Below are 17,609 nucleotides of genomic sequence, written 5' to 3'. Positions count from 1 at the left end.
CGCGGGGGCGGCCCCGGGCATCCGCGGGGTGGACGCCCGGCGTACCCTGTAGGGCTGTCAAGCCGCTCCTGCCGCTCCCCCGCGACGTCGCGGCGCTTCATGCCGCTGCACGTCAACCGGACTGGGGAGTCCCGCCTTGTTTGAGACTCTGGGGTCGCTGACCGCGAGCCCATGGATCTACGCCGTGGTGGCGGTGTCCGTCGTGCTCGACGTCTTCCTGCCCGTCCTCCCGAGCGGGGTGCTCGTGATCACCGCGGCGGCGGCCGCCGCCGCGGCCGGTGCGGCGGGTCCGGTACCGGTGACCGCCCAGGTGCCCGACATCCTGGCGCTGCTCGTGATCGCCACGACCTCGTCGGTGCTGGGCGACATGGCGGCGTTCCGGCTGGCCCGGCGTGGTGGGGCCCGGCTGGACCGGGCCATCGCCCGGTCCCGGCGGCTGACCCGGGCGCACGAGCGCCTGGGTACGGCACTGGCCCGGGGCGGCGGCGCCCTGGTGGTGATCGCCCGCTTCGCTCCGGCGGGCCGCTCGGTGGTGTCGCTGGGCGCGGGCAAGACGCACCGCAAGGTGATGGAGTTCCTGCCCTGGTCGGTCCTGGCGGGCATGGCCTGGGCCGGTTACAGCGTGTCGCTCGGCTACTTCGGCACCCAGTGGCTCGGTACCCAGTGGCTCGGTACCGCGGTCTCCGTCGTCGCCCTGTTCGCGGGCGGCGCCCTGGCCGCGTACATGGTCCGCCGCCCGTATCCGGCGAGGACCGCGGCGGCCCCTGCGGCGTAGCGGAACCCCACGCTGCTCGTCCGGGTGAACCGGTTCCCCCGGGTGGAGCAGAGGGTCACCCGTTCACCCGGCCCCGATCGCCGTCCCGGGGCCCGGCTCCTAGCGTGCAGAGCACGGTGCGCAACCGAATCCGCGTCACATCCGTGCCATGGCCGCGCCGTTTCGAGGAGCCGAGGAGTTCTCTCCATGCCCGCCACGCCGCACGTCACGCCGCAGTCCGAGCCCGCCACGCGCCCCGGGTACGCCGGGTCCACCGGATGCTCCGCCCCCTCCACCCCGCGCCGTCTGCTGGCCGTCGCGGCCGTGACGCTCGCCGTCGCCGCCGGGACGCCTGCCGCCCTCGCTTACGCCGCCCCCTCCGCCACCGTCTCCCCGAGCACCGTCGTCCCGGGTGCCCGGGTCGGGCTCAACGTCGAAGGCTGCGGTACGAAGACCGGCCGGGCCACGTCCACCGCCTTCGGCGAGGTGCAGCTGACCCCCGGCAACCTGGAGGCCACGAACCTCTTCGGCAGTGCCACGATCCACCGCAACGCAGGCGCGGGCACCCACCGGGTCACCTTCGAGTGCGGCGGCGCCGGCGGCCAGCGCGTCACCGCCAACCTCTACGTCACCACGGGCGCCGCGCGCGGTGGCGAGGGCGGCAGCATCGGCTCGATGAGCACGGCGCAGATCGCCGCGGGCAGCGCCCTGGCCGTGGGCGCACTCGGCGCCGGAGTGTGGGTGATCCGCCGTCGCGCCTCCGGGGCCTGACGGCCGCCGTCCCGCGCGCGCCCCGGAAGCGGAACCGCTCCGGGGCCACGGCGCGACCACCCCGGCCTGGGCGGCGGCACGATACGCGGGGTCACCCAGGGGGCGCAGAGACGGTCGCACAGGCGGTCACACGGCTACACGGCGGCAGTCTGCCCCCGCACGTGCACCCCGTCGAGGAGTTCCCGCGTGGCCTCGGCGACCGCGTCCACTGCCGCGTCGAACACCTCGCGGTTGTGCGTGGCCGGCGCGCGGAACCCGGACACCTTGCGTACGTACTGGAGCGCTGCGGCGCGGATCTCCTCCTCGGTGGCCTTCTCGGGGATGGCGGGCGGGCGCAGGGTCTTAATGGAACGGCACATGCCTCCACTATCCCGCTACCGCGGCAGCTCGGCGCCGGAAAGTTTCAGGATCAGGCCGGCCTGGAGCCGGGCGCGCAGCTCCGGGTCGGCGACCTCGGCGAGGAGGCCGATGGCCTGCTGCGTCGACTCGGCCGCCCGCCGGTCGTCGCGCAGCGCGGTCGTCTGTTCGGTCATGTGCCTGAGCGCGAGGTCGGCCCGGCGGTGGAAGAGCTGTCCGGCGAGCGAGGTGACCAGGCCCACGGAGCTGGTGACGATCCCCAGGTAGAACTCGCCGCCGCTCTCGGCCTTCCACACCGCCAGCCCCACCCCGAACAGCAGGACCGCCGCTCCGGCCGCGGCGAAGCTCTGGCTGGTGGCGAAGCTGCTGCGAGCCTGGGTCAGCCCGTACGCGTAGTACTCGACGAGGAGGGGCGTGAAGTCGTCCCGCCGGTCGCCCAGTCGCGCCGAAGGGCGTGGCAGGCCGCCGACGTCGCGGAACGTGGGGTGGCCCGGTCCGGTGGCGGGCGTATCGGCGGCGGAGGCGGTGAGCTGTGCGAGCAGCCGGTCCCGCTCCTCGGTCCGTCTGCGCTCGAAGGAGGCCGCCGCGGCCCGTTCCAGCAGCGCCAGCACCACCGCGGCCGCGACCACCGCCACGGCCACCCCGCCCCACGCGAGCCACTCGCCCATCTCCCGACGATCCCACGCCCGGGCAGCGCGGCCAAGGCCCGTACCGGATGGTGCCGGTGCGCTTCCGGCGGCGCTGATGCGGGTGTGACGGGCGGAATCTAAACTGGCGGAGTCGTGAAGGATCCCGAGGTGAGGGAGATGCGCATCATGGCCAAGCGAGGCAACAAGCGGCGTGCCCGCAAGAAGAAGAAGGCCAACCACGGCAAGCGCCCCAACGCCTGACCCGCTCCCTGGCACGAAGGCCCCCACGCACACCCGACGGGGGCCTTCGCGCTGCGCGGAGGTCGTCTTGTGGCGGCGCGATCCTGCTGCTCCCATGGTCTCGGGGCGACAGGTCAGGGGGCGGCGTGGGCGGACTGAAGGTCTCTCGTTGGCGGAAGTCCGGTCACGACCGGCTGTACGTGAACCTGCCGGGCGGAACCGCCGTCGCCTGGGCCGACTGCCGCAGCGGCAAGGTGACCGTACTCGTGGAGGAGCACCGCCAGGAGGCACTGGCCCTCCTCAGGCAACAGCTCGCGAACCTGCCCGAACCCACGGCCGCGCGGCCCGAACCGGCGCCGAAGGCCAAGCCCGTACGTCCGAAGCCGACGAGGACGCTCCCACCCCTGAGGGCACCCGACGACCTGGCGCCGCCTTCGTGCTGACGATCGCGCTCGGCTTCCAGCACGGAGAGATTGTGGGGCGCTGTGGGGGAAGTGGACCGGCGAGAAATCCGCGTCCGGACACAGCGCCAGCGGGTCAGGGGCGAAGCCTACGAGGACGATCCGGGGGGGGCGACGGCGTCGGCAGACGCTCCCCCTGCCCTGGCAGCGAGGAAGCGAGCGGAGCTGCGGGCCAAGACCGTGGACAACTGGGAGGAGATCGGGTACGTGTTCACCACCCGGACTGGGCGGCCCATCGCACTGCGGAACGTCTACTGGTCCTCCACCCGGGTCGCCAAGGACGCCGGTCTTCGGGTCATACGGGCTCCACGACGCGCGGCACGGGACAGACACGCTGTCGACCACCGCCGGCGTGCCGCTCCCGGTCTGCATGGAGATCCTCGGGCACTCGCCGTCACGATGACCGTGTACGCACGCGTCGTGCAGGACACGCAGCGTCCGGGAGCTGTTGCCGACCGCCCTCGTTGATGTCACTTGGGGATGTCAAAGGCCCCCCGCCATGATCGGCGGGGGGCCTTCGTGCTGGTGGGCGCGGACGGTTTCGAACCGCCGACATCTGCTTTGTAAGAGCAGCGCTCTACCCCTGAGCTACGCACCCGTGAATGAGTGGACAGCCTACATGCCGGGCACACCCCCCACGCAAACCCGTTCCGGTGGGGGAGAATGGACCGGGGCAAGGCGGACGCGGTACGGGAGAGGGATTGTGACGACGGCATCCCGGCGTTGGTTCGGTGGGCGGGACGAGAGTCGGCGGGCGGATGCGCAAGCGGCGAAGGATGCCGCCGCCGCGGCCTTCTACGAGCTGGACACCGCGCAGCGGGACCTGCGGATCTCGGTGGAGACGATCGCCGCCGCGGACGGCTCGCCCGCCGCGCGGCAGGCCGGCGAGGGGTTCGAGGCGCTCGGGCGGCGGATCGACGAGGTCAGTCACGTGTACATCGAGGCGGTCGACGCGCACGACCTGGACCGGCCCGAGCTGGAGGCCTCGGTCGCCGCGCAGGCGACCCGGGACCTGACCCGGGCGCGTGAGGAGCTCGTACGGGTCAAGGCGGAGCTGGACCGGTACGAGCAGGGGCTGCGGCCGCTGCTGGACAAGGCGGAGACGCAGCTGGCGCGGGTGGCCCCGGCCCGGGAACGGGCCAAGGCGGCGCTGCTGGCGGCGAGTGACGCGCTGGACGCCGTACGGGCCAAGGGGATGCGGGCGGACGATCTGGCGGCGCGGCTCGCGGCGCTGGGGCCCGAGCTGACGATGCTGAACCAGGGCGCCGCGCTCCACGGGGTGCAGGCGACGGTGCAGCGCGCCGACCGGATCCTCCGGGACGCGGAGGGCGTGCGCGCGGAGGCGGCCCGGCTGCCGGAGCGGGCCGCGGAGATCGACCGGCGGCTGGTGAGCCTGCGGACGCGGGCCCAGGCGCTCCGCAACCGGGCGGACCGGGTGGACCCGGTGCTCAGCGAGTTGCGCCGGAGGTTCAGCGCGGCGTGCTGGCAGGACCTCCAGCAGGTGCCGGACCAGGCGATACGGGACGTGGCGCAGGCGGAGGACCGGCTGGCGGAGGCCGGGCGGGCGCGAGACGAGCAGCGCTGGACGGACGTGGGGGCGTCGATCGAGGCGGTCCGGTCCTCGCTCGACGCGGTGGACGAGGCGGTGTCGGCGGCGCAGGACCGGCTGACGCGGCTGGAGGCGGTGGCGCGCGATCCGCGGGCGGAGGTGGACCGGACCCGGTTCGCGATCCGGGACGCGCAGCGACTGGCGATGGCGGGCCGGAGCGTGCCCGACCCCCGGCACGCGCGGCCGCTCGACGAGTCGGTGGCGCGGGTGGAGCGGGCGGTGGCGGGGCTGGAGGAACGGCACCCGGACTACTGGGCGTTCCTCCTGGAGATGGAGGCGGTGCGTGCCTCGGTGAACCGGGTGGTTTCCGAGATACGGGAGGACCTCGGGCACGGGTAGTGCGGCCGGCCGGCTCGCCTTCAGGGCCCCGGGCCGTCCCCCGCCCCGACCGTTGCCACCCGCCCCCTGCCCCGAGCGTTCCCGCCCGCCGTTCCCGGCCGTCCCCCCACCGTTCCCACCCGCCCCCCGCCGTTCCCGACTGCCCCCGCGCACCGTCCGGACTTGTCCGCGGCTTCCCGGCGGCGGATGCTGGGAGTGACGTGCGGCCCGAGGCAGAGGAGGGCGGTATGGCTACCCGTGCCGTGGCGCGCATCCGCAAGCCGGCCGGTGCCCGGCTCGACGAGCACCTGCCGGTCGACCACAAGCTGAGCAAGGTGTACCGGGTGGGCGCCGGGCTGACCGGTCTCCTGCTGGTGGTGTTCGGGATCCTGGGGCTGATCGACCGGATCGGCTTCTTCGACACGGGCGGGGACACGGTCCTGAGCCTGAACACGAACGGGGCCCTGAGCGTCCTGTCCATCCTCGTGGGGCTGCTGCTGTTGTACGGGATGTTCGTGGGCGGGAACTTCGCCTCGACGCTGAACATCGTGCTGGGGCTGCTGTTCATCGCGAGCGGCTTCATGAATCTCGCGCTGCTCGACACCGGGCTGAACTTCCTGGCCTTCAGGATGCCGAACGTGCTGTTCAGCTTCGTCGTCGGCGTGATGCTGATGTGGTTCGGAATGTACGGGCGGGTGGGCAGCGCCCTGCCGCACGACAATCCGTACTGGCAGGCCCGCCACCCCGAGGAGGCGGCCCGGGAGCGGCGGGCGCGTACGGGGCGTGGGCCCGCCGGGGCCGCGACCGCGGTGTCGCACCGGCCGGGGATACCCCAACGGGGTCCCGAGGCTTAGCCTGTGCGCATGCCCCGTTACGAGTTCCGCTGCCGGACCTGCGAAGACACCTTCGAGGTCAGCCGGCCCATGGCCGAGTCGTCCGCTCCCGCCGACTGCCCCGCCGGGCACTCCGACACCGTCAAGCTGCTCTCGGCCGTCGCCGTGGGCGGTTCCAGCAGCGCCGGCGCCCCGGCCATGAGCGCGGGTGGCGGTGGCGGTTGCTGCGGGGGCGGCGGCTGCGGCTGAGCCCCCTGGGCCGCGCGCGGATCGGCGTACCGCCTCACCCGCTCGCACGTGGGCGGTGGCCGTCCCGGTCCGGGACGGCCACCGCCCACGCGCGCCCGCTCCCGCCCGCTACCGCTTGCGCGACAGCGTCAGGCCGTCCGAGATCGCCAGCAGCACGGAGTCCATGCGGGGGTCCGCCGCGACGTGGTCGTTGTAGGCACGGACGCCGGCCGCCGCGCCCGTGGCCGACTCGTCGAGGACCGTGCCGTGGTACAGCGTGTTGTCCGTGACGATCAGACCGCCCGGACGCAGCCGCGGCACGAGTTCCTCCCAGTACGCGATCTGACTCTGCTTGTCCGCGTCCACGTACGCCAGGTCGATGTGCTCGTCCGCCGGCATGGCCCGCAGGGTGTCGAGCGCCGGGGCGATCCGCAGATCGATGCGGTCGGCGACGCCTGCCGCCTCCCAGGCCTCCTGCCCGTACCGCGTCCACTCCTCCGACACGTCGCAGGCGATGATGCGGCCGTCCGCGGGCAGCGCCTGGGCCATCGACAGCGCCGAGAAACCGGTGAAGGTGCCGATCTCGACGATGTGGCGGGCGCCCGTCAGCCGGACCAGGAAGGCGAGCAGCGGTCCCTGTTCCTCCGCCGACTGCATTCCGGCGACGTCGGGGAACTTCTCGTACGTCGTGGCCACGAGCCCCCGCTGGACGGCGTCCAGCGGGGGGTTGTGCGCGAGCATGTACTGGTAGAGCCCGTCAGTGATCTTGGTGCTGTTTCCCTTGGTCATGCACCCAGTCTGCCGAGCCGGCCGGCCTCGCGGGAGAACGCGCGGACGATCGCCTCGCCCGCGAGGACGCCCGCCTCGGCCAGGGCCGTCACGGACGGCGCCTCCCAGCCCGCGTCGGCCAGCTCCCCGTGGCCCGGGCGCCAGCCCCGGTCGGCCGCGAGCAGCAGGTCGGCGTCGAGGAGCGAGTCCCCGGCGGCGAGCGTGGTGGTGGCGCCCGTACGGCGGGCCACCTCGTGCATCGCGGCGCTCTTGGTCAGCGGGCGCGGCACGGCGTAGATCTTGCGGCCCTGGAGCGACACGGTCCAGCCCCGGGCGGCCGACCACTCCGCCAGGGACTTCAGCCACTCGTCGGGGAGCAGAGCGCGCTCGACGACGAGGTACGCGAACAGTTCCTCGGCCACCCGCGTCTTGCGCAGCCAGGCCGGGTCGGCCGTGGCCTGGAGGTGTGCGTGGATCTCGTCCAGCGGGGCGCACTCCGCGGCCAGCCGGGCCGCGACCTGCCGCCGCCAGTCGCGGTCCGGTACGCCGTCGACCAGCAGCTGGCCGCCGTTGGCGCAGATCGCGTACTGGGCGGGGCGGCCGGGGAAGCGGATGCGCTGGTACTGCTTGCGGGTGCGGGTGGTCGTCGGTACGAACACCACCGACGGGTCGACCGTCAGCTCCGTCAGCAGACCCGCCGCCGTCTCCGTCATGTAGGACAGCGGCTTGCTCTCGTGGACCTCCACGCACAGCAGCCGCGGGGCCACCGGGTCGGGCATGGTCAGACCGAGGGCGGCCGCCGAGTAGATGAGCGTGCGGTCGAGGTCACTGGCTATCAGGAGGGTCACTTCGAGGACACTGCCTTCCCGTCGGCGCCCGTGGCGCCGCGCGTGAAACGGGGGTGGATGAGTCCGACGCAGGTGTAGGGCAGGCCGTCGACCTCCTCCACCGGTACGCCGCGCTGCTCGGCGAGCAGCCGTACGTGGTCGAGGTCGGGTCCGGCGCCCCGCTGGGCGAGGATCTTCCACGGCACCCGGCGCAGCAGGACCCGGGTGGTCTCGCCGACGCCCGGCTTGACCAGGTTCACGTCGTGGATGCCGTACTCCTCGCTGATCCGCTCGACCGCCGCCCAGCCCTCCCAGGTGGGGGTCCGGTCGGCGGCGAGGAGTTCCTTGACCTCCTCGTCGACGGCGTCGGCCACCTCGTCGAAACGGGCGGCGACGGTGTCGACGAAGTCGACGGAGACGTCCGCTCCGGCGAGCTCCCGGTAGAACTTCCCGCCGTGGAAGTCGGCGGGGCCCACCAGGTCGGACCTGAGAACCGTACGCGAGATGAGACCGGAAACGGTGGAATTGAGACAGGCGGAGGGGATCAGGAAGTCCTCGCGGGTGCCGTACGTCTCCACGCAGGAGCCGGGGTCGGCGAGGACGACGATCTCGGGGTTGAAGCCCTCGAACTCCGCCAGGGCCTCGCGCAGCTCGCGGGTGATGGCGCCCTTGCCCGTCCAGCCGTCGACGAAGACGACGTCGGCCGGGTCGTGGTGGGCGGCGAGCCAGCGCAGGGCGTTGGCGTCGATGCCGCGGCCGCGGACGATGGAGACGGCGTAGTGCGGCAGGTCCAGGCCGTGCCGGACCTGGGCCCAGCGGCGCATCAGCACGCCGACGGGGGTGCCGGCGCGGGCCAGCGAGACCAGGACCGGGGAGGGGGAGCGCTCGGCGAGGACGGTCTCGGTGACCGTGCCGACGGCGCGGGCGATGCGGGCGGCGGAGTCGTCGAGGGCGCTCTGGTAGAGCTGCTGGTACTGCTGCGACGGCTGGTACTCGACGGGCAGGGACTCGGCGTAGTGGGCGCCGCCCGCCTGGATGGCCTCCTCGCGCTCCTCGGTGGGCGCCTCCAGCTCGACGTCGGAGAAGTCCTGGAGCAGCCAGCCGACGTCCTCGGGGGCGTAGGAGGAGAACGCGGGGCCGCGCAGGGGCTCGGACATGATCGGCTCCTGCCGGTCGGGTACGTACGAGGGCAGGACGGCCAGCAGGACCCGGCCGGTGGTCGGGGCGAGGGCCGCCAGGAGCCCCGTCCGCAGGGCGGGGGTGTCCCCGGCGGAGTCGACGACGGCGACGACGGCGTCGAAGCCGGCGCCCGCCGTGCTGCGCACGTTGTAGGCGTACCGGTCGCCGGGGCCGTCGGCCGGGGCGTCGTGGGCGGGGAAGACGAGGCGGGTGCGGATGGCGTAGCCGGGGTCGTCCACGGCGAGCACGGGCGAGCGGGTGGTCGTCGAGAAGCGGACCTCGCGGGCCGCGCCCGCCTCCTCCAGGGCCTTCGCGAGGCGCAGCGGCGCGTACATCAGCTCCTCGTTGCCCAGGACGAGGACCCGTCCGGGCTCCGTGCCGAGCGCGGCGGCGAGCTGCCCGGCGAGGGCGGGGAGGGCGGCCTCCAGCCGGGCGCGGTGCGCGGGGGTGAAGCCGTGCCGGCCGCCGTCCGGGACGCCGGCCGGCCAGTCCAGCGGGACCTGCTCCCAGGCCGGAGCGCCCGGTTCCCCGCCGGCCGGCCCGGCGGCCCCGCCGGCGCCCGCGGCGGAAGCCGCGTCTTCCTCCCCCGGCGCGTCGTGCGCGGCGGTGGCAGCATGCGCGCCGGAGGCGGCGTGCGCCCCCGGCGCGTCGTGCGCCTCGTACTCCTCGACCAGGGCCTGGCCCCTGGCCAGGACCCCCTCGGGCAGCGACACCGTACCGGAGGCCAGGGCGACCAGGTCCACGCGGGCGCCGAGCTCGGCGGCGAAGTCGGTGAGCCGGTCGCGGTCGGCCGGGGAGCGCATGTCGACGAGGGCGACGACGACGTAGTGCCGGCGGGGGTGGCGGCCGTGCAGGTCGCGGATGGTGTTCAGGACCGTGTTGCCGGTCGAGAACTCGTCGTCGACCAGGACCAGCGGCCCGCTGCCCGCGAGCAGCTCGGGGTCCTCGGGGAGCAGCAGGTGCGAGGTGGCGTGCGAGTGGGCCTCCTCGAACCCGCCTGCGGGTTCCACTCCGGGCACGGGCCGGCGGGTGGAGTGCAGGTAGGGGGCGGGGCCCAGGCCGTCGGCGACGCAGTGGCCGAGGCCGGTGGCGGTTTCGGCGTAGCCGAGGACCACGGCGGAGGCCGCGTCCTCGCCGAGCAGCCCGCGGACGCGCTCGCCGAGCTCGTATCCGGCGGCGTACACCGTCCGCGGTGACTGCGGGACGTGCTTGCCGAGCACCTGCGAGACCAGCAGGTGCGCCCGTTTGGGGTTGCGCCGCAGCGCCAGGCCCAGCAGTTCCTCCAGCCGCGGTTCCCCGGCGCCCGGAGCCCCTTCCAGGCTCACGCCGAGCCGCTGTGCGACCCAGGTGCCCGACCAGACCTCGTCGACCTCGTCGATCGTCTTGCCCTTCCTCGTCGTCAAGGACGGGCTCACACCTGGAGCCCGGCCGTGAGGAGGTCGACGAATCCGACCTCCTCCTTCGCCACCCCGAAGACCTCGGCGCGCAGCATGGTGCGCTCGGCCCAGGCCCGGTGGGGCTTCACCTCGTTCATTTTGTTCGTATAAGCGGAACGCATCACTCCGCCACCACCGCGCTCGGGGCGCAAGATGTCCTGGGCGTCGCTGAACTCCTCGTGGGAGACCACCGACAGCGCGTGCACGGGCGTGACGTGGGCGGGGTGGATGCAGGTCTTTCCCAGCAGCCCGTTGGCCCGGTCGAGCTCGATCTCGCGCAGCAGTCCGTCCAGGTCGTGCTCGATCAGGGCGGTGCGCAGCTCCTCCACACCCTCCTCCAGGAAGGGGCTGCGGCGCAGCTGGGGCTTGAAGAGGCGCTGCTGGCTGCGGAAGTACTCCCAGACCGGACCGGTCACGGTGAATCCGGTGCCGTCGGCGCGGCTGAGGACGTTGACGACGTCCGCGATGACGCCCGCGACGATCTGGACGTCGTAGGCGGTCATGTCGGGGGTGCGCCGCAGACCGTACGCGGAGCAGAAGTCGGTCACGCCGAGCCGCAGGGCCAGGACCCGCTCGCGGTGCTTGTTGACCGCCCGGGAGATGCCGGCGAGGGCCTCGACGCGGGTCTCGAGGTGGAGCAGCTCCGGGGTCTCCAGGACGGGCATCGCGTACAGGCGGGGCAGCCCGCTGGCGGCCTCCGCCTGGGCGACGGCCTCCAGGAAGGCGATTCCGCGGCTTTCGTCGAACTTGGGCAGTACGAATCCGGCCAGTCGGCGCACGGACCCGCCGAGGCGGCGCGCGAGGTCGGGTATCTGCTCGGGGGTGCGGACGCGGACGAACAGCAGCGGGAGCTCCCGGGCGTCCGGGTCGTCCGCGTCCTCGGCGCCGTGCGTCCGGTCGAGCTCGGCGAACTGCCGGACGAGGTTCTCCTCGGCCCCGGTCACATCGCCGTCGCTGATGGAATCCTCCAGGCAGAGCACCATGGAGACGACTCCCCGGGCGGCCTGCTTGCGGACGTCCGCGGCGAGGTGGGGGCGCGTGGCGGGGCTGTAGAGCGTGGCGCCCAGGGCCGCGGCGAGGATGCGGGCCGGTGAGTCGCCGGTGAACTCAGCCGGCTCCTGGTGGAAGAGGTCCTTACGGACAGTAGGCGATATGTGCCCAAAGTGACGCATGCGCTTCCCCCGTACTGCCTCGGCGGCCCAACTGGCGTGGCCGGTAATAGTACGTACGAACCTGAGTCAAGAGTTCCTCAAGCACATGAAGTTCAGGTAACCCTCATGCACCATGCCCAGGTCTCCCGTTCGAGGGCAAGGTCCTACGGGGGGCCGCATTGTCCCTGTCGCCCCCGGGAGGGCAGGATGACGGGCATGACGCACGCGATGCAGAAGGGCTCCAACATCCCGGTGGCCGCCACGGCGGTCCGGGCGGTGCTGCGCTGGACGGGCGGCCCCGACGTGCCGGACGTGGACGCGTCCGCCCTGCTCGTGGGCTCGGACGGCCGGGTGCGTTCGGACGAGGACTTCGTCTTCTACAACCAGCCGCGGCACCCGTCCGGAGCTGTCTGGCGCCTGGGGAAGAAGCAGATCGGCGACGCGGTCACCGATGCCGTCCAGGCCGACCTGCGGACGGTCACCCCGTCCGTGGACCGCGTCCTGGTGGTCGCCTCCGCCGAGGACGTCCCCTTCGAGCGCGTCCGCGACCTGCGCATCCTGCTCTACGACGCCACGTCGTCCGGCGCCTCCGAGCCACTGGCGTACTTCGACGTACGGCCCGAAACCGGCGCCGAGACGGCCGTCATCTGCGGGGAGCTGTACCGCCGCGGCGACGGGTGGAAGTTCCGCGCGCTGGGCGAGGGCTACTCCGACGGCCTGGTGGGCCTGGCGACCGACCACGGCATCTCGGTCGACGAGAACGCCGCGGAGGGTGCGCCCCAGCCCGCGGGGAGCCCGACGGCCGGTCCCACCTCCGAGCAGACGGCCGCGATGGCGCCGCCCACCCAGGCCCCGCCGGCCGTACCGCCCGCGTACGGGTACCCCCAGCCGGTGTCCCCGGCGCCGGTACCGGGCCCGGGCGGGGACCCGTCCTTCCGGATGCCGGTACAGGGCCCCCAGTTCATCCGGCGCTGACCGGCCGGACCCCCGGGTCGGGCCGGGGCCCGGCGCGACCGGCCCCGGCACCCGGGGACCCGGCGGACAGGGCCGCCGCGCTCCGGGCCCCTGAGCGCCCGGCGCCGCCCCGTCAGGCCTTGGTGCTCTTGTAGCCCCGCCCCCACTGGAGTCCCCAGCCGTACAGCCGGTCCAGCTCGGCCTGGAACCCGTACACGAACTTCACCTCGCGGCGCACGACCAGCTCCCCCTTGACCTTCTCCAGGGAGACGACGGCGCAGGAGCGGGCCTGCGGCTGCCGCTCGTCCAGCGGGATCTCGATCCGCGGCCCGGTGACCGGGAAGAGGGTCACCATGGCGTGCGTCCGGTCGAAGGCCGGGGTCTGGTCGTAGATGTAGACGAAGACCAGCAGCCGCTTGATGTCGTCGGCGTGGTCGAGGTTGATGTAGAGGGTCTCCCCCGACCCCGAACCGAACCGGTCGTCGCCGCTGAGCTTGACGAACGGCGGGTCGTTGAGGTCTCCCAGCAGGTTGCCGAGCGGCTGGACGGCGCCCCGGGTGCCGTCGGTCAGCTCGTACAGGCAGCCCATGTCGAGGTCGACGTTGACCATGCCCTGGGTGTGCGCCTGCACCATGTCGGGCTTGAAGAGCTTGAACGGGTGGCGGAACAGCTGCCCGCTCTGGCCTGACCGTCCGCCTATGTCCGAGGTGCGCATGCGCCAGGACAGGTTGACGCGCAGGTTGCCGTGGACCGCCCCCTGTTTGCTGAGCGACACCGTCGGCTGCCGCTTGGTCAACTCGATCGCGTTCGACGAGGCGCTGCCCGACTGGAACTGCACGGCACGACTGCCCAAGATGCCGTCGAAGAAGCCCATCCCCTACCCCCTGGTTCCCCTGGTCCCCTGGATGCCTACGAGAAGCGGGGCGGCCCGCCGGGTCCGTGGCCCCTCCCCTGGACTTCCGTCCGGGAGGGACCCCCTGGGCCGCCCCGCCATGGAGCGTTCCGCATTAACGCCGGGGTCATGCCTCTACGGCGACCCCCTCCTTCTCCAAGCTCGCCAAGCGCTTGTTGCGGCGCAACGAGGACCAGAAGGACCAGCCGATCAGCACGACGCCGATGAGGCCGGTGATGATTTCGTTGATCTCGTACTGGATGGTGACGAGCAGGATGACGGCGAGCGCGCCGATGGCGTAGTGCGCTCCGTGCTCCAGGTAGACGTAGTCGTCGAGGGTGCCCTGGCGGACCAGGTAGACCGTCAGCGACCGGACGTACATGGCACCGACGCCGAGGCCGAGGGCCATGAGCACGATGTCGTTGGTGATGGCGAAGGCGCCGATGACCCCGTCGAAGGAGAACGAGGCGTCGAGGACCTCCAGGTAGAGGAACATGAAGAACGCGGCCTTGCCGGCCATGGCGACGGCCGAGACGGGCTTGCCGGTCTTCCTGGCCTCGTCCTCCGCCTCGCTGACGGCCTCCTCCTCTTCCTCCAGCTTGTTCTCGAAGTAGCCGGAGAGGCCGCCGACCACCATGTAGGTGATCAGGCCGAGGATGCCTGAGATCAGGACGGTCTGCGCCTTGTCCACGTGCATGCCACCGTGCTGGTGGGCGTTGGCGCCGAAGGTCATCGCGGTCCCGGCCAGGACGATCAGCGCGATGCACGCCGAAAGCATGTCGACCTTGCCGAGCTTGGCGAGCGGGCGCTCCAGCCACGCGAGCCACTTGATGTCACGGTCCTCGAAGATGAAGTCGAGGAAGATCATCAGGAGGAACATGCCGCCGAAGGCGGCGATGGACGGGTGCGCGTCGGTGACGAGCTGCTGGTACATGTCCTTGTCGTTCATGGCCAGATCGACGGCCTCGATGGGCCCGATCTTGGCGCTGATCGCAACGATCACCACGGGGAAGACCAGCCGCATGCCGAACACGGCGATGAGGATGCCGATGGTGAGGAAGATCTTCTGCCAGAAGGCATTCATCTTCTTCAGGATCCCGGCGTTGACCACCGCGTTGTCGAAAGACAGCGAGATCTCGAGGATGCAGAGGATCGCGACGATCCCGAAAGCCTCCCACCCCCCGTAGAGAATCGCTGCGACCAGACCGAGCGCAGTGACTGCGAACGACCAGCCGAAGGTTTTGAGAACCACTGGCACCCCATCGTCTTGTACGGCTTTACGAAACGTTGACCCCGAAGTCTAGAGCGATGCCCCGGAGCCCCGACGCGTACCCCTGCCCCACGGCCCGGAACTTCCACTCGCCGCCGTAGCGGTAGACCTCGCCGAAGATCATCGCGGTCTCGCTGGAGGCATCCTCGGAAAGGTCGTAGCGGGCCAGCTCCTGGCCGTCCGCCTGGTTCACCACGCGGATGAAGGCGTTGCTGATCTGGCCGAAGCTCTGTCGCCGGGCCTCGGCGTCGTGGATGGAGACCGGGAAGACGATCTTGTCGACGTGGGCCGGCACCTTGGACAGGTCGACGATGATCGACTCGTCGTCACCGTCGCCCTCGCCGGTGAGGTTGTCCCCCGTGTGTTCGACGGAGCCGTCGGGGCTCGTCAGGTTGTTGTAGAAGACGAAGTAGTCGTCCCCGAGCACCCGGCCGCTGTTGCAGAGCAGCGCGCTGGCGTCGAGGTCGAAGTCCGCTCCGGTGGTCGAGCGCGCGTCCCATCCGAGGCCGATCAGAACCCTGGTCAGGTTCGGTGCGGCCTTGGAGAGGGAGACGTTGCCCCCCTTGGCGAGTGTGACGCCCATGTTGTGGTCCTCCCCGGACAACGATGTGGCGGGTGTGGCGGCGTTACGGGTGTGGCGGCGTTACGCGTGGGCCGCGGTCGGCGGTGCCGCGCACCGGCCCCCGCCGCAGGCGGCCGAAGCCCGTCCGGCGCCGTACACACAGTGCACGGCGCCGGACGGGTGACATCTCTGGACTCAGACGTTGACGCCGAAGTCCTGCGCGATGCCGCGCAGGCCCGAGGCGTAGCCCTGGCCGATGGCGCGGAACTTCCACTCGGCGCCGTTGCGGTAGAGCTCGCCGAAGACCATGGCGGTCTCGGTCGACGCGTCCTCGGAGAGGTCGTAGCGGGCGAGCTCGGTGTTGTCGGACTGGTTCACGACGCGGATGTACGCGTTGCGGACCTGGCCGAAGCTCTGCTGGCGGCTCTCGGCCTCGTAGATCGAGACCGGGAAGACGATCTTGGCGACGTCGGCCGGCACGCCGGCGAGGTTGACCTTGATGGCCTCGTCGTCGCCCTCGCCCTCACCGGTGGTGTTGTCACCGGTGTGCTCGACCGAACCGTCGGGGCTCTTCAGGTTGTTGAAGAAGACGAAGTTCGAGTCGTTGGCGACCTTGCCCTGGTCGTTGGTCAGGATCGCGCTGGCGTCGAGGTCGAAGTCGCCGCCGGTGGTGGTACGAGCGTCCCAGCCCAGACCGACGATGACCGCCGTCAGGTTAGGCGCGGCCTTGGTCAGCGAGACGTTGCCGCCCTTGCTGAGGCTGACTCCCACGGGTCCTCCATTGGGTTCTGTGTGGGGCGGTGCCCCCGTCGTGCGTTTGCTACCGGATCAACGTTTCGATCCTAGTGACGGGTTCCCGCCTGTACGCGGTTTTGGTGCTGATGCTGCCCGGAGCCTCTCAGAGGCTGTCGAGCGCCCTGACGTACTCGTTCAGGTCACGCGCGTCGGGCAGCCCGTTGACGACAGTCCACCGCACCACGCCGTCCTTGTCGATGATGAAGGTGCCGCGGACCGCGCAGCCCTTCTCCTCGTCGAAGACTCCGTACGCGCGGGAGGTCTCGCCGTGCGGCCAGAAGTCCGACAGCAGCGGGTACTCCAGGGCCTCCTGCTCGCCGAAGACCCGCAGGGTCGGCACGGAGTCGTTGGAGACCGCGAGGAGCTGCACGTCGTCGTTCTGGAAGCGCGGCAGCTGATCGCGCAGCTCGCACAGCTCGCCGGTGCAGACGCCGGTGAAGGCGAACGGGTAGAAGAGCAGCACGACGGCCTTCTCCCCCCGGAAGTCCGAGAGCCGCACGGTGGCGCCGTGGTTGTCCTTGAGCTCGAAGTCCGGGGCCTTGTCGCCGACCTCGATCGCCATCTCTCGCATCCCTTCGTTCCTGCTTCGCCGCGTTGGGCCGTTCGGGTGGTGCCAGCCTAGGCCCTGGGGGCCCGCCGGCCGCGAACGCGCACGCCCCGCCGGCCGGGGTCACCCGGATCGGCGGGGCGTGCGTGTCCGCTTCGACTGCGGGGCGCGGCTCAGCGCTTCTTGGCTGCGGCCTTGGGCGTCACCAGCTTGGTGGCGGTCCAGTCCTTGCCCACGCTGACGGGCTTGGCCTGGGAGAGGCCGGCGGTCTCGACTGCCTCGCTGATGTCGCTGGCCTCCACGAAGCCGGCACGGCCGGTCTTCGGAGTCAGCAGCAGGACGACGGCACTCTCGTCGACCAGCTCGATGGCGTCGACGAGTGCGTCGGTCAGGTCGCCGTCCTCTTCCCGGAACCAGAGGACCACGGCGTCGACCTCGTCGTCGTAGTCCTCGTCGACGAGGTCGCTGCCGATCTGGTCCTGGATGGACTCACGGAAATCCTGATCGACATCGTCGTCGTAGCCGATCTCCTGGACCACCTGGTCGGACTGGAAGCCAAGTCGGGTGACCGGGCTGTCCGCGTGGTCCGCGGTCGCGCTCACGGGGTGCCTCCTGCTCATGTTCGGTGAATGTCTTCGGCGGCGCGCGTACGCGCAGCATTGGGCGTAGTCCACACGGGCGGGGCGGATCGCGCAAGTACCCGGCCGCCGAGACCGTCGAAACGGTGACGATTGCGGCCGTCTCGCCGCATCTTTCAGCCTGCCCGCGCACACCTCTGGTGATTCATCCCACACCATTCCAGCTCATTCGGCATTGCTTGAGGACTTTCCTACCTGTTTGAGGGACGAACGGCCTTGCGAAATCATCGTCCGGCATGGGCGTAAGGTGGCGTTTCGACCGGATCATCACCGGTCTCCCGCCCTGGAAACCCCGCCGACTCCGGGGATTACCCGGGGGTAAAGATGACGATCCCGGCCGAGCGTAAGACCATGGGAGGCGGCGCCCCCAGGTACGACTCCAGCAGGACT

Annotated in this window: 20 protein-coding genes and 1 tRNA gene; 8 read left to right on the top strand and 13 right to left on the bottom strand. The window is 71.7% G+C overall.

The window, feature by feature from the left end:
- The first annotated feature begins 136 nt into the window (after positions 1-136).
- The gene (locus tag ACFWW8_RS06050; protein WP_386524229.1) at positions 137-775 is read left to right on the top strand and encodes a DedA family protein; all 639 of its coding nucleotides are present in this window, start codon (positions 137-139) and stop codon (positions 773-775) included.
- A gap of 186 nt (positions 776-961) precedes the next feature.
- Positions 962-1,525: a hypothetical protein gene (locus ACFWW8_RS06045; RefSeq protein ID WP_386524226.1), complete on the top strand. Its 564-nt coding sequence runs from the start codon at positions 962-964 to the stop codon at positions 1,523-1,525.
- Positions 1,526-1,659: 134 nt separating this feature from the next.
- Here the strand turns inward: ACFWW8_RS06045 and ACFWW8_RS06040 are convergent, their stop codons facing one another.
- Complete coding sequence (locus ACFWW8_RS06040; RefSeq protein WP_386524223.1) at positions 1,660-1,884, bottom strand: DUF2277 domain-containing protein; 225 nt, start codon at positions 1,882-1,884, stop codon at positions 1,660-1,662.
- Between the two features lie 15 nt (positions 1,885-1,899).
- Positions 1,900-2,550 (bottom strand): hypothetical protein, encoded by a 651-nt coding sequence (locus ACFWW8_RS06035; RefSeq protein WP_386524221.1) that lies wholly within the window; start codon positions 2,548-2,550, stop codon positions 1,900-1,902.
- Positions 2,551-2,697: 147 nt separating this feature from the next.
- Between ACFWW8_RS06035 and ACFWW8_RS06030 the strand changes: the two genes are divergently transcribed.
- Together ACFWW8_RS06030 and ACFWW8_RS06025 are read left to right on the top strand one after the other, a co-directional pair.
- Positions 2,698-2,772 carry a 50S ribosomal protein bL37 gene (locus ACFWW8_RS06030; RefSeq protein WP_100661309.1) on the top strand — a complete coding sequence of 25 codons (75 nt, stop codon included), beginning with the start codon at positions 2,698-2,700 and terminating at the stop codon, positions 2,770-2,772.
- A 125-nt stretch (positions 2,773-2,897) separates the two neighbouring features.
- Positions 2,898-3,194, top strand: a complete 297-nt coding sequence (locus ACFWW8_RS06025; RefSeq protein ID WP_386524219.1) for a hypothetical protein — start codon at positions 2,898-2,900, stop codon at positions 3,192-3,194.
- Between the two features lie 541 nt (positions 3,195-3,735).
- Here ACFWW8_RS06025 and ACFWW8_RS06020 read toward each other — a convergent pair.
- Positions 3,736-3,810: transfer RNA gene (locus ACFWW8_RS06020), tRNA-Val, on the bottom strand.
- Between the two features lie 21 nt (positions 3,811-3,831).
- Between ACFWW8_RS06020 and ACFWW8_RS06015 the strand changes: the two genes are divergently transcribed.
- The 3 genes from ACFWW8_RS06015 to ACFWW8_RS06005 all read left to right on the top strand — a co-directional run bounded on the left by ACFWW8_RS06015 (position 3,832) and on the right by ACFWW8_RS06005 (position 6,221).
- A complete protein-coding gene (locus tag ACFWW8_RS06015) occupies positions 3,832-5,160 on the top strand; it encodes a hypothetical protein (RefSeq protein ID WP_386524216.1) in 1,329 nt (442 codons plus the stop codon).
- Between the two features lie 227 nt (positions 5,161-5,387).
- Positions 5,388-5,993 (top strand): DUF4383 domain-containing protein, encoded by a 606-nt coding sequence (locus ACFWW8_RS06010; protein WP_386524213.1) that lies wholly within the window; start codon positions 5,388-5,390, stop codon positions 5,991-5,993.
- 9 nt (positions 5,994-6,002) lie between these two features.
- On the top strand, positions 6,003-6,221 hold the full coding sequence (locus tag ACFWW8_RS06005; RefSeq protein WP_386524210.1) for a zinc ribbon domain-containing protein: 219 nt from the start codon (positions 6,003-6,005) through the stop codon (positions 6,219-6,221).
- Positions 6,222-6,329: 108 nt separating this feature from the next.
- Here ACFWW8_RS06005 and ACFWW8_RS06000 read toward each other — a convergent pair whose 3' ends face one another.
- The 4 genes from ACFWW8_RS06000 to ACFWW8_RS05985 are packed head-to-tail and all read right to left on the bottom strand — an operon-like array spanning position 6,330 to position 11,582.
- Positions 6,330-6,989 (bottom strand): O-methyltransferase, encoded by a 660-nt coding sequence (locus tag ACFWW8_RS06000; protein ID WP_386524207.1) that lies wholly within the window; start codon positions 6,987-6,989, stop codon positions 6,330-6,332.
- The gene (locus tag ACFWW8_RS05995) at positions 6,986-7,816 is read right to left on the bottom strand and encodes an HAD family hydrolase (RefSeq protein ID WP_386524204.1); all 831 of its coding nucleotides are present in this window, start codon (positions 7,814-7,816) and stop codon (positions 6,986-6,988) included. Before ACFWW8_RS05995 ends, ACFWW8_RS06000 begins: the two co-directional genes overlap by 4 nt.
- Positions 7,813-10,377 (bottom strand): phosphoribosyltransferase, encoded by a 2,565-nt coding sequence (locus ACFWW8_RS05990; RefSeq protein WP_386524202.1) that lies wholly within the window; start codon positions 10,375-10,377, stop codon positions 7,813-7,815. Before ACFWW8_RS05990 ends, ACFWW8_RS05995 begins: the two co-directional genes overlap by 4 nt.
- Positions 10,378-10,385: 8 nt before the next feature.
- Complete coding sequence (locus ACFWW8_RS05985; RefSeq protein WP_386524199.1) at positions 10,386-11,582, bottom strand: HpcH/HpaI aldolase/citrate lyase family protein; 1,197 nt, start codon at positions 11,580-11,582, stop codon at positions 10,386-10,388.
- A gap of 195 nt (positions 11,583-11,777) precedes the next feature.
- Between ACFWW8_RS05985 and ACFWW8_RS05980 the strand changes: the two genes are divergently transcribed.
- Positions 11,778-12,536, top strand: a complete 759-nt coding sequence (locus tag ACFWW8_RS05980; protein WP_386524196.1) for a TerD family protein — start codon at positions 11,778-11,780, stop codon at positions 12,534-12,536.
- Positions 12,537-12,648: 112 nt separating this feature from the next.
- On the opposite strand, the gene ACFWW8_RS05975 is transcribed toward ACFWW8_RS05980, so the two are convergent.
- From ACFWW8_RS05975 to ACFWW8_RS05950, 6 genes are all read right to left on the bottom strand, one after another.
- Complete coding sequence (locus tag ACFWW8_RS05975) at positions 12,649-13,389, bottom strand: Tellurium resistance (protein ID WP_383915374.1); 741 nt, start codon at positions 13,387-13,389, stop codon at positions 12,649-12,651.
- A 145-nt stretch (positions 13,390-13,534) separates the two neighbouring features.
- Entirely contained in the window at positions 13,535-14,659 is a 1,125-nt protein-coding gene (locus tag ACFWW8_RS05970; protein ID WP_386524193.1) for a DUF475 domain-containing protein, read from the bottom strand.
- A 25-nt stretch (positions 14,660-14,684) separates the two neighbouring features.
- Positions 14,685-15,260: a TerD family protein gene (locus tag ACFWW8_RS05965; RefSeq protein WP_386524190.1), complete on the bottom strand. Its 576-nt coding sequence runs from the start codon at positions 15,258-15,260 to the stop codon at positions 14,685-14,687.
- 174 nt (positions 15,261-15,434) lie between these two features.
- Positions 15,435-16,010 carry a TerD family protein gene (locus tag ACFWW8_RS05960; RefSeq protein ID WP_267718442.1) on the bottom strand — a complete coding sequence of 192 codons (576 nt, stop codon included), beginning with the start codon at positions 16,008-16,010 and terminating at the stop codon, positions 15,435-15,437.
- Positions 16,011-16,137: 127 nt separating this feature from the next.
- Positions 16,138-16,596: a peroxiredoxin gene (locus ACFWW8_RS05955; RefSeq protein ID WP_386524381.1), complete on the bottom strand. Its 459-nt coding sequence runs from the start codon at positions 16,594-16,596 to the stop codon at positions 16,138-16,140.
- 158 nt (positions 16,597-16,754) lie between these two features.
- Positions 16,755-17,183: a DUF3052 domain-containing protein gene (locus tag ACFWW8_RS05950; protein WP_383915372.1), complete on the bottom strand. Its 429-nt coding sequence runs from the start codon at positions 17,181-17,183 to the stop codon at positions 16,755-16,757.
- Positions 17,184-17,609: the final 426 nt, after the last annotated feature.

The sequence above is a fragment of the Streptomyces sp. NPDC058701 genome (assembly GCF_042715295.1).
Classification (GTDB): Bacteria; Actinomycetota; Actinomycetes; order Streptomycetales; family Streptomycetaceae; genus Streptomyces.
The sequence above is the reverse complement of the archived record's forward strand: the minus strand, read 5'-3'. Positions and strand labels throughout refer to the sequence as shown.

Coding starts and splice junctions, on each gene's coding strand:
- ACFWW8_RS05955 (WP_386524381.1), bottom strand. CDS start 16,596: ATGGCGATCGAGGTCGGCGACAAGGCCCCGGACTTCGAGCTCAAGGAC.
- ACFWW8_RS05965 (WP_386524190.1), bottom strand. CDS start 15,260: ATGGGCGTCACACTCGCCAAGGGGGGCAACGTCTCCCTCTCCAAGGCC.
- ACFWW8_RS05985 (WP_386524199.1), bottom strand. CDS start 11,582: ATGCGTCACTTTGGGCACATATCGCCTACTGTCCGTAAGGACCTCTTC.
- ACFWW8_RS05975 (WP_383915374.1), bottom strand. CDS start 13,389: ATGGGCTTCTTCGACGGCATCTTGGGCAGTCGTGCCGTGCAGTTCCAG.
- ACFWW8_RS06005 (WP_386524210.1), top strand. CDS start 6,003: ATGCCCCGTTACGAGTTCCGCTGCCGGACCTGCGAAGACACCTTCGAG.
- ACFWW8_RS06010 (WP_386524213.1), top strand. CDS start 5,388: ATGGCTACCCGTGCCGTGGCGCGCATCCGCAAGCCGGCCGGTGCCCGG.
- ACFWW8_RS06035 (WP_386524221.1), bottom strand. CDS start 2,550: ATGGGCGAGTGGCTCGCGTGGGGCGGGGTGGCCGTGGCGGTGGTCGCG.
- ACFWW8_RS06015 (WP_386524216.1), top strand. CDS start 3,832: ATGCCGGGCACACCCCCCACGCAAACCCGTTCCGGTGGGGGAGAATGG.
- ACFWW8_RS06045 (WP_386524226.1), top strand. CDS start 962: ATGCCCGCCACGCCGCACGTCACGCCGCAGTCCGAGCCCGCCACGCGC.
- ACFWW8_RS06040 (WP_386524223.1), bottom strand. CDS start 1,884: ATGTGCCGTTCCATTAAGACCCTGCGCCCGCCCGCCATCCCCGAGAAG.
- ACFWW8_RS06000 (WP_386524207.1), bottom strand. CDS start 6,989: ATGACCAAGGGAAACAGCACCAAGATCACTGACGGGCTCTACCAGTAC.
- ACFWW8_RS05980 (WP_386524196.1), top strand. CDS start 11,778: ATGACGCACGCGATGCAGAAGGGCTCCAACATCCCGGTGGCCGCCACG.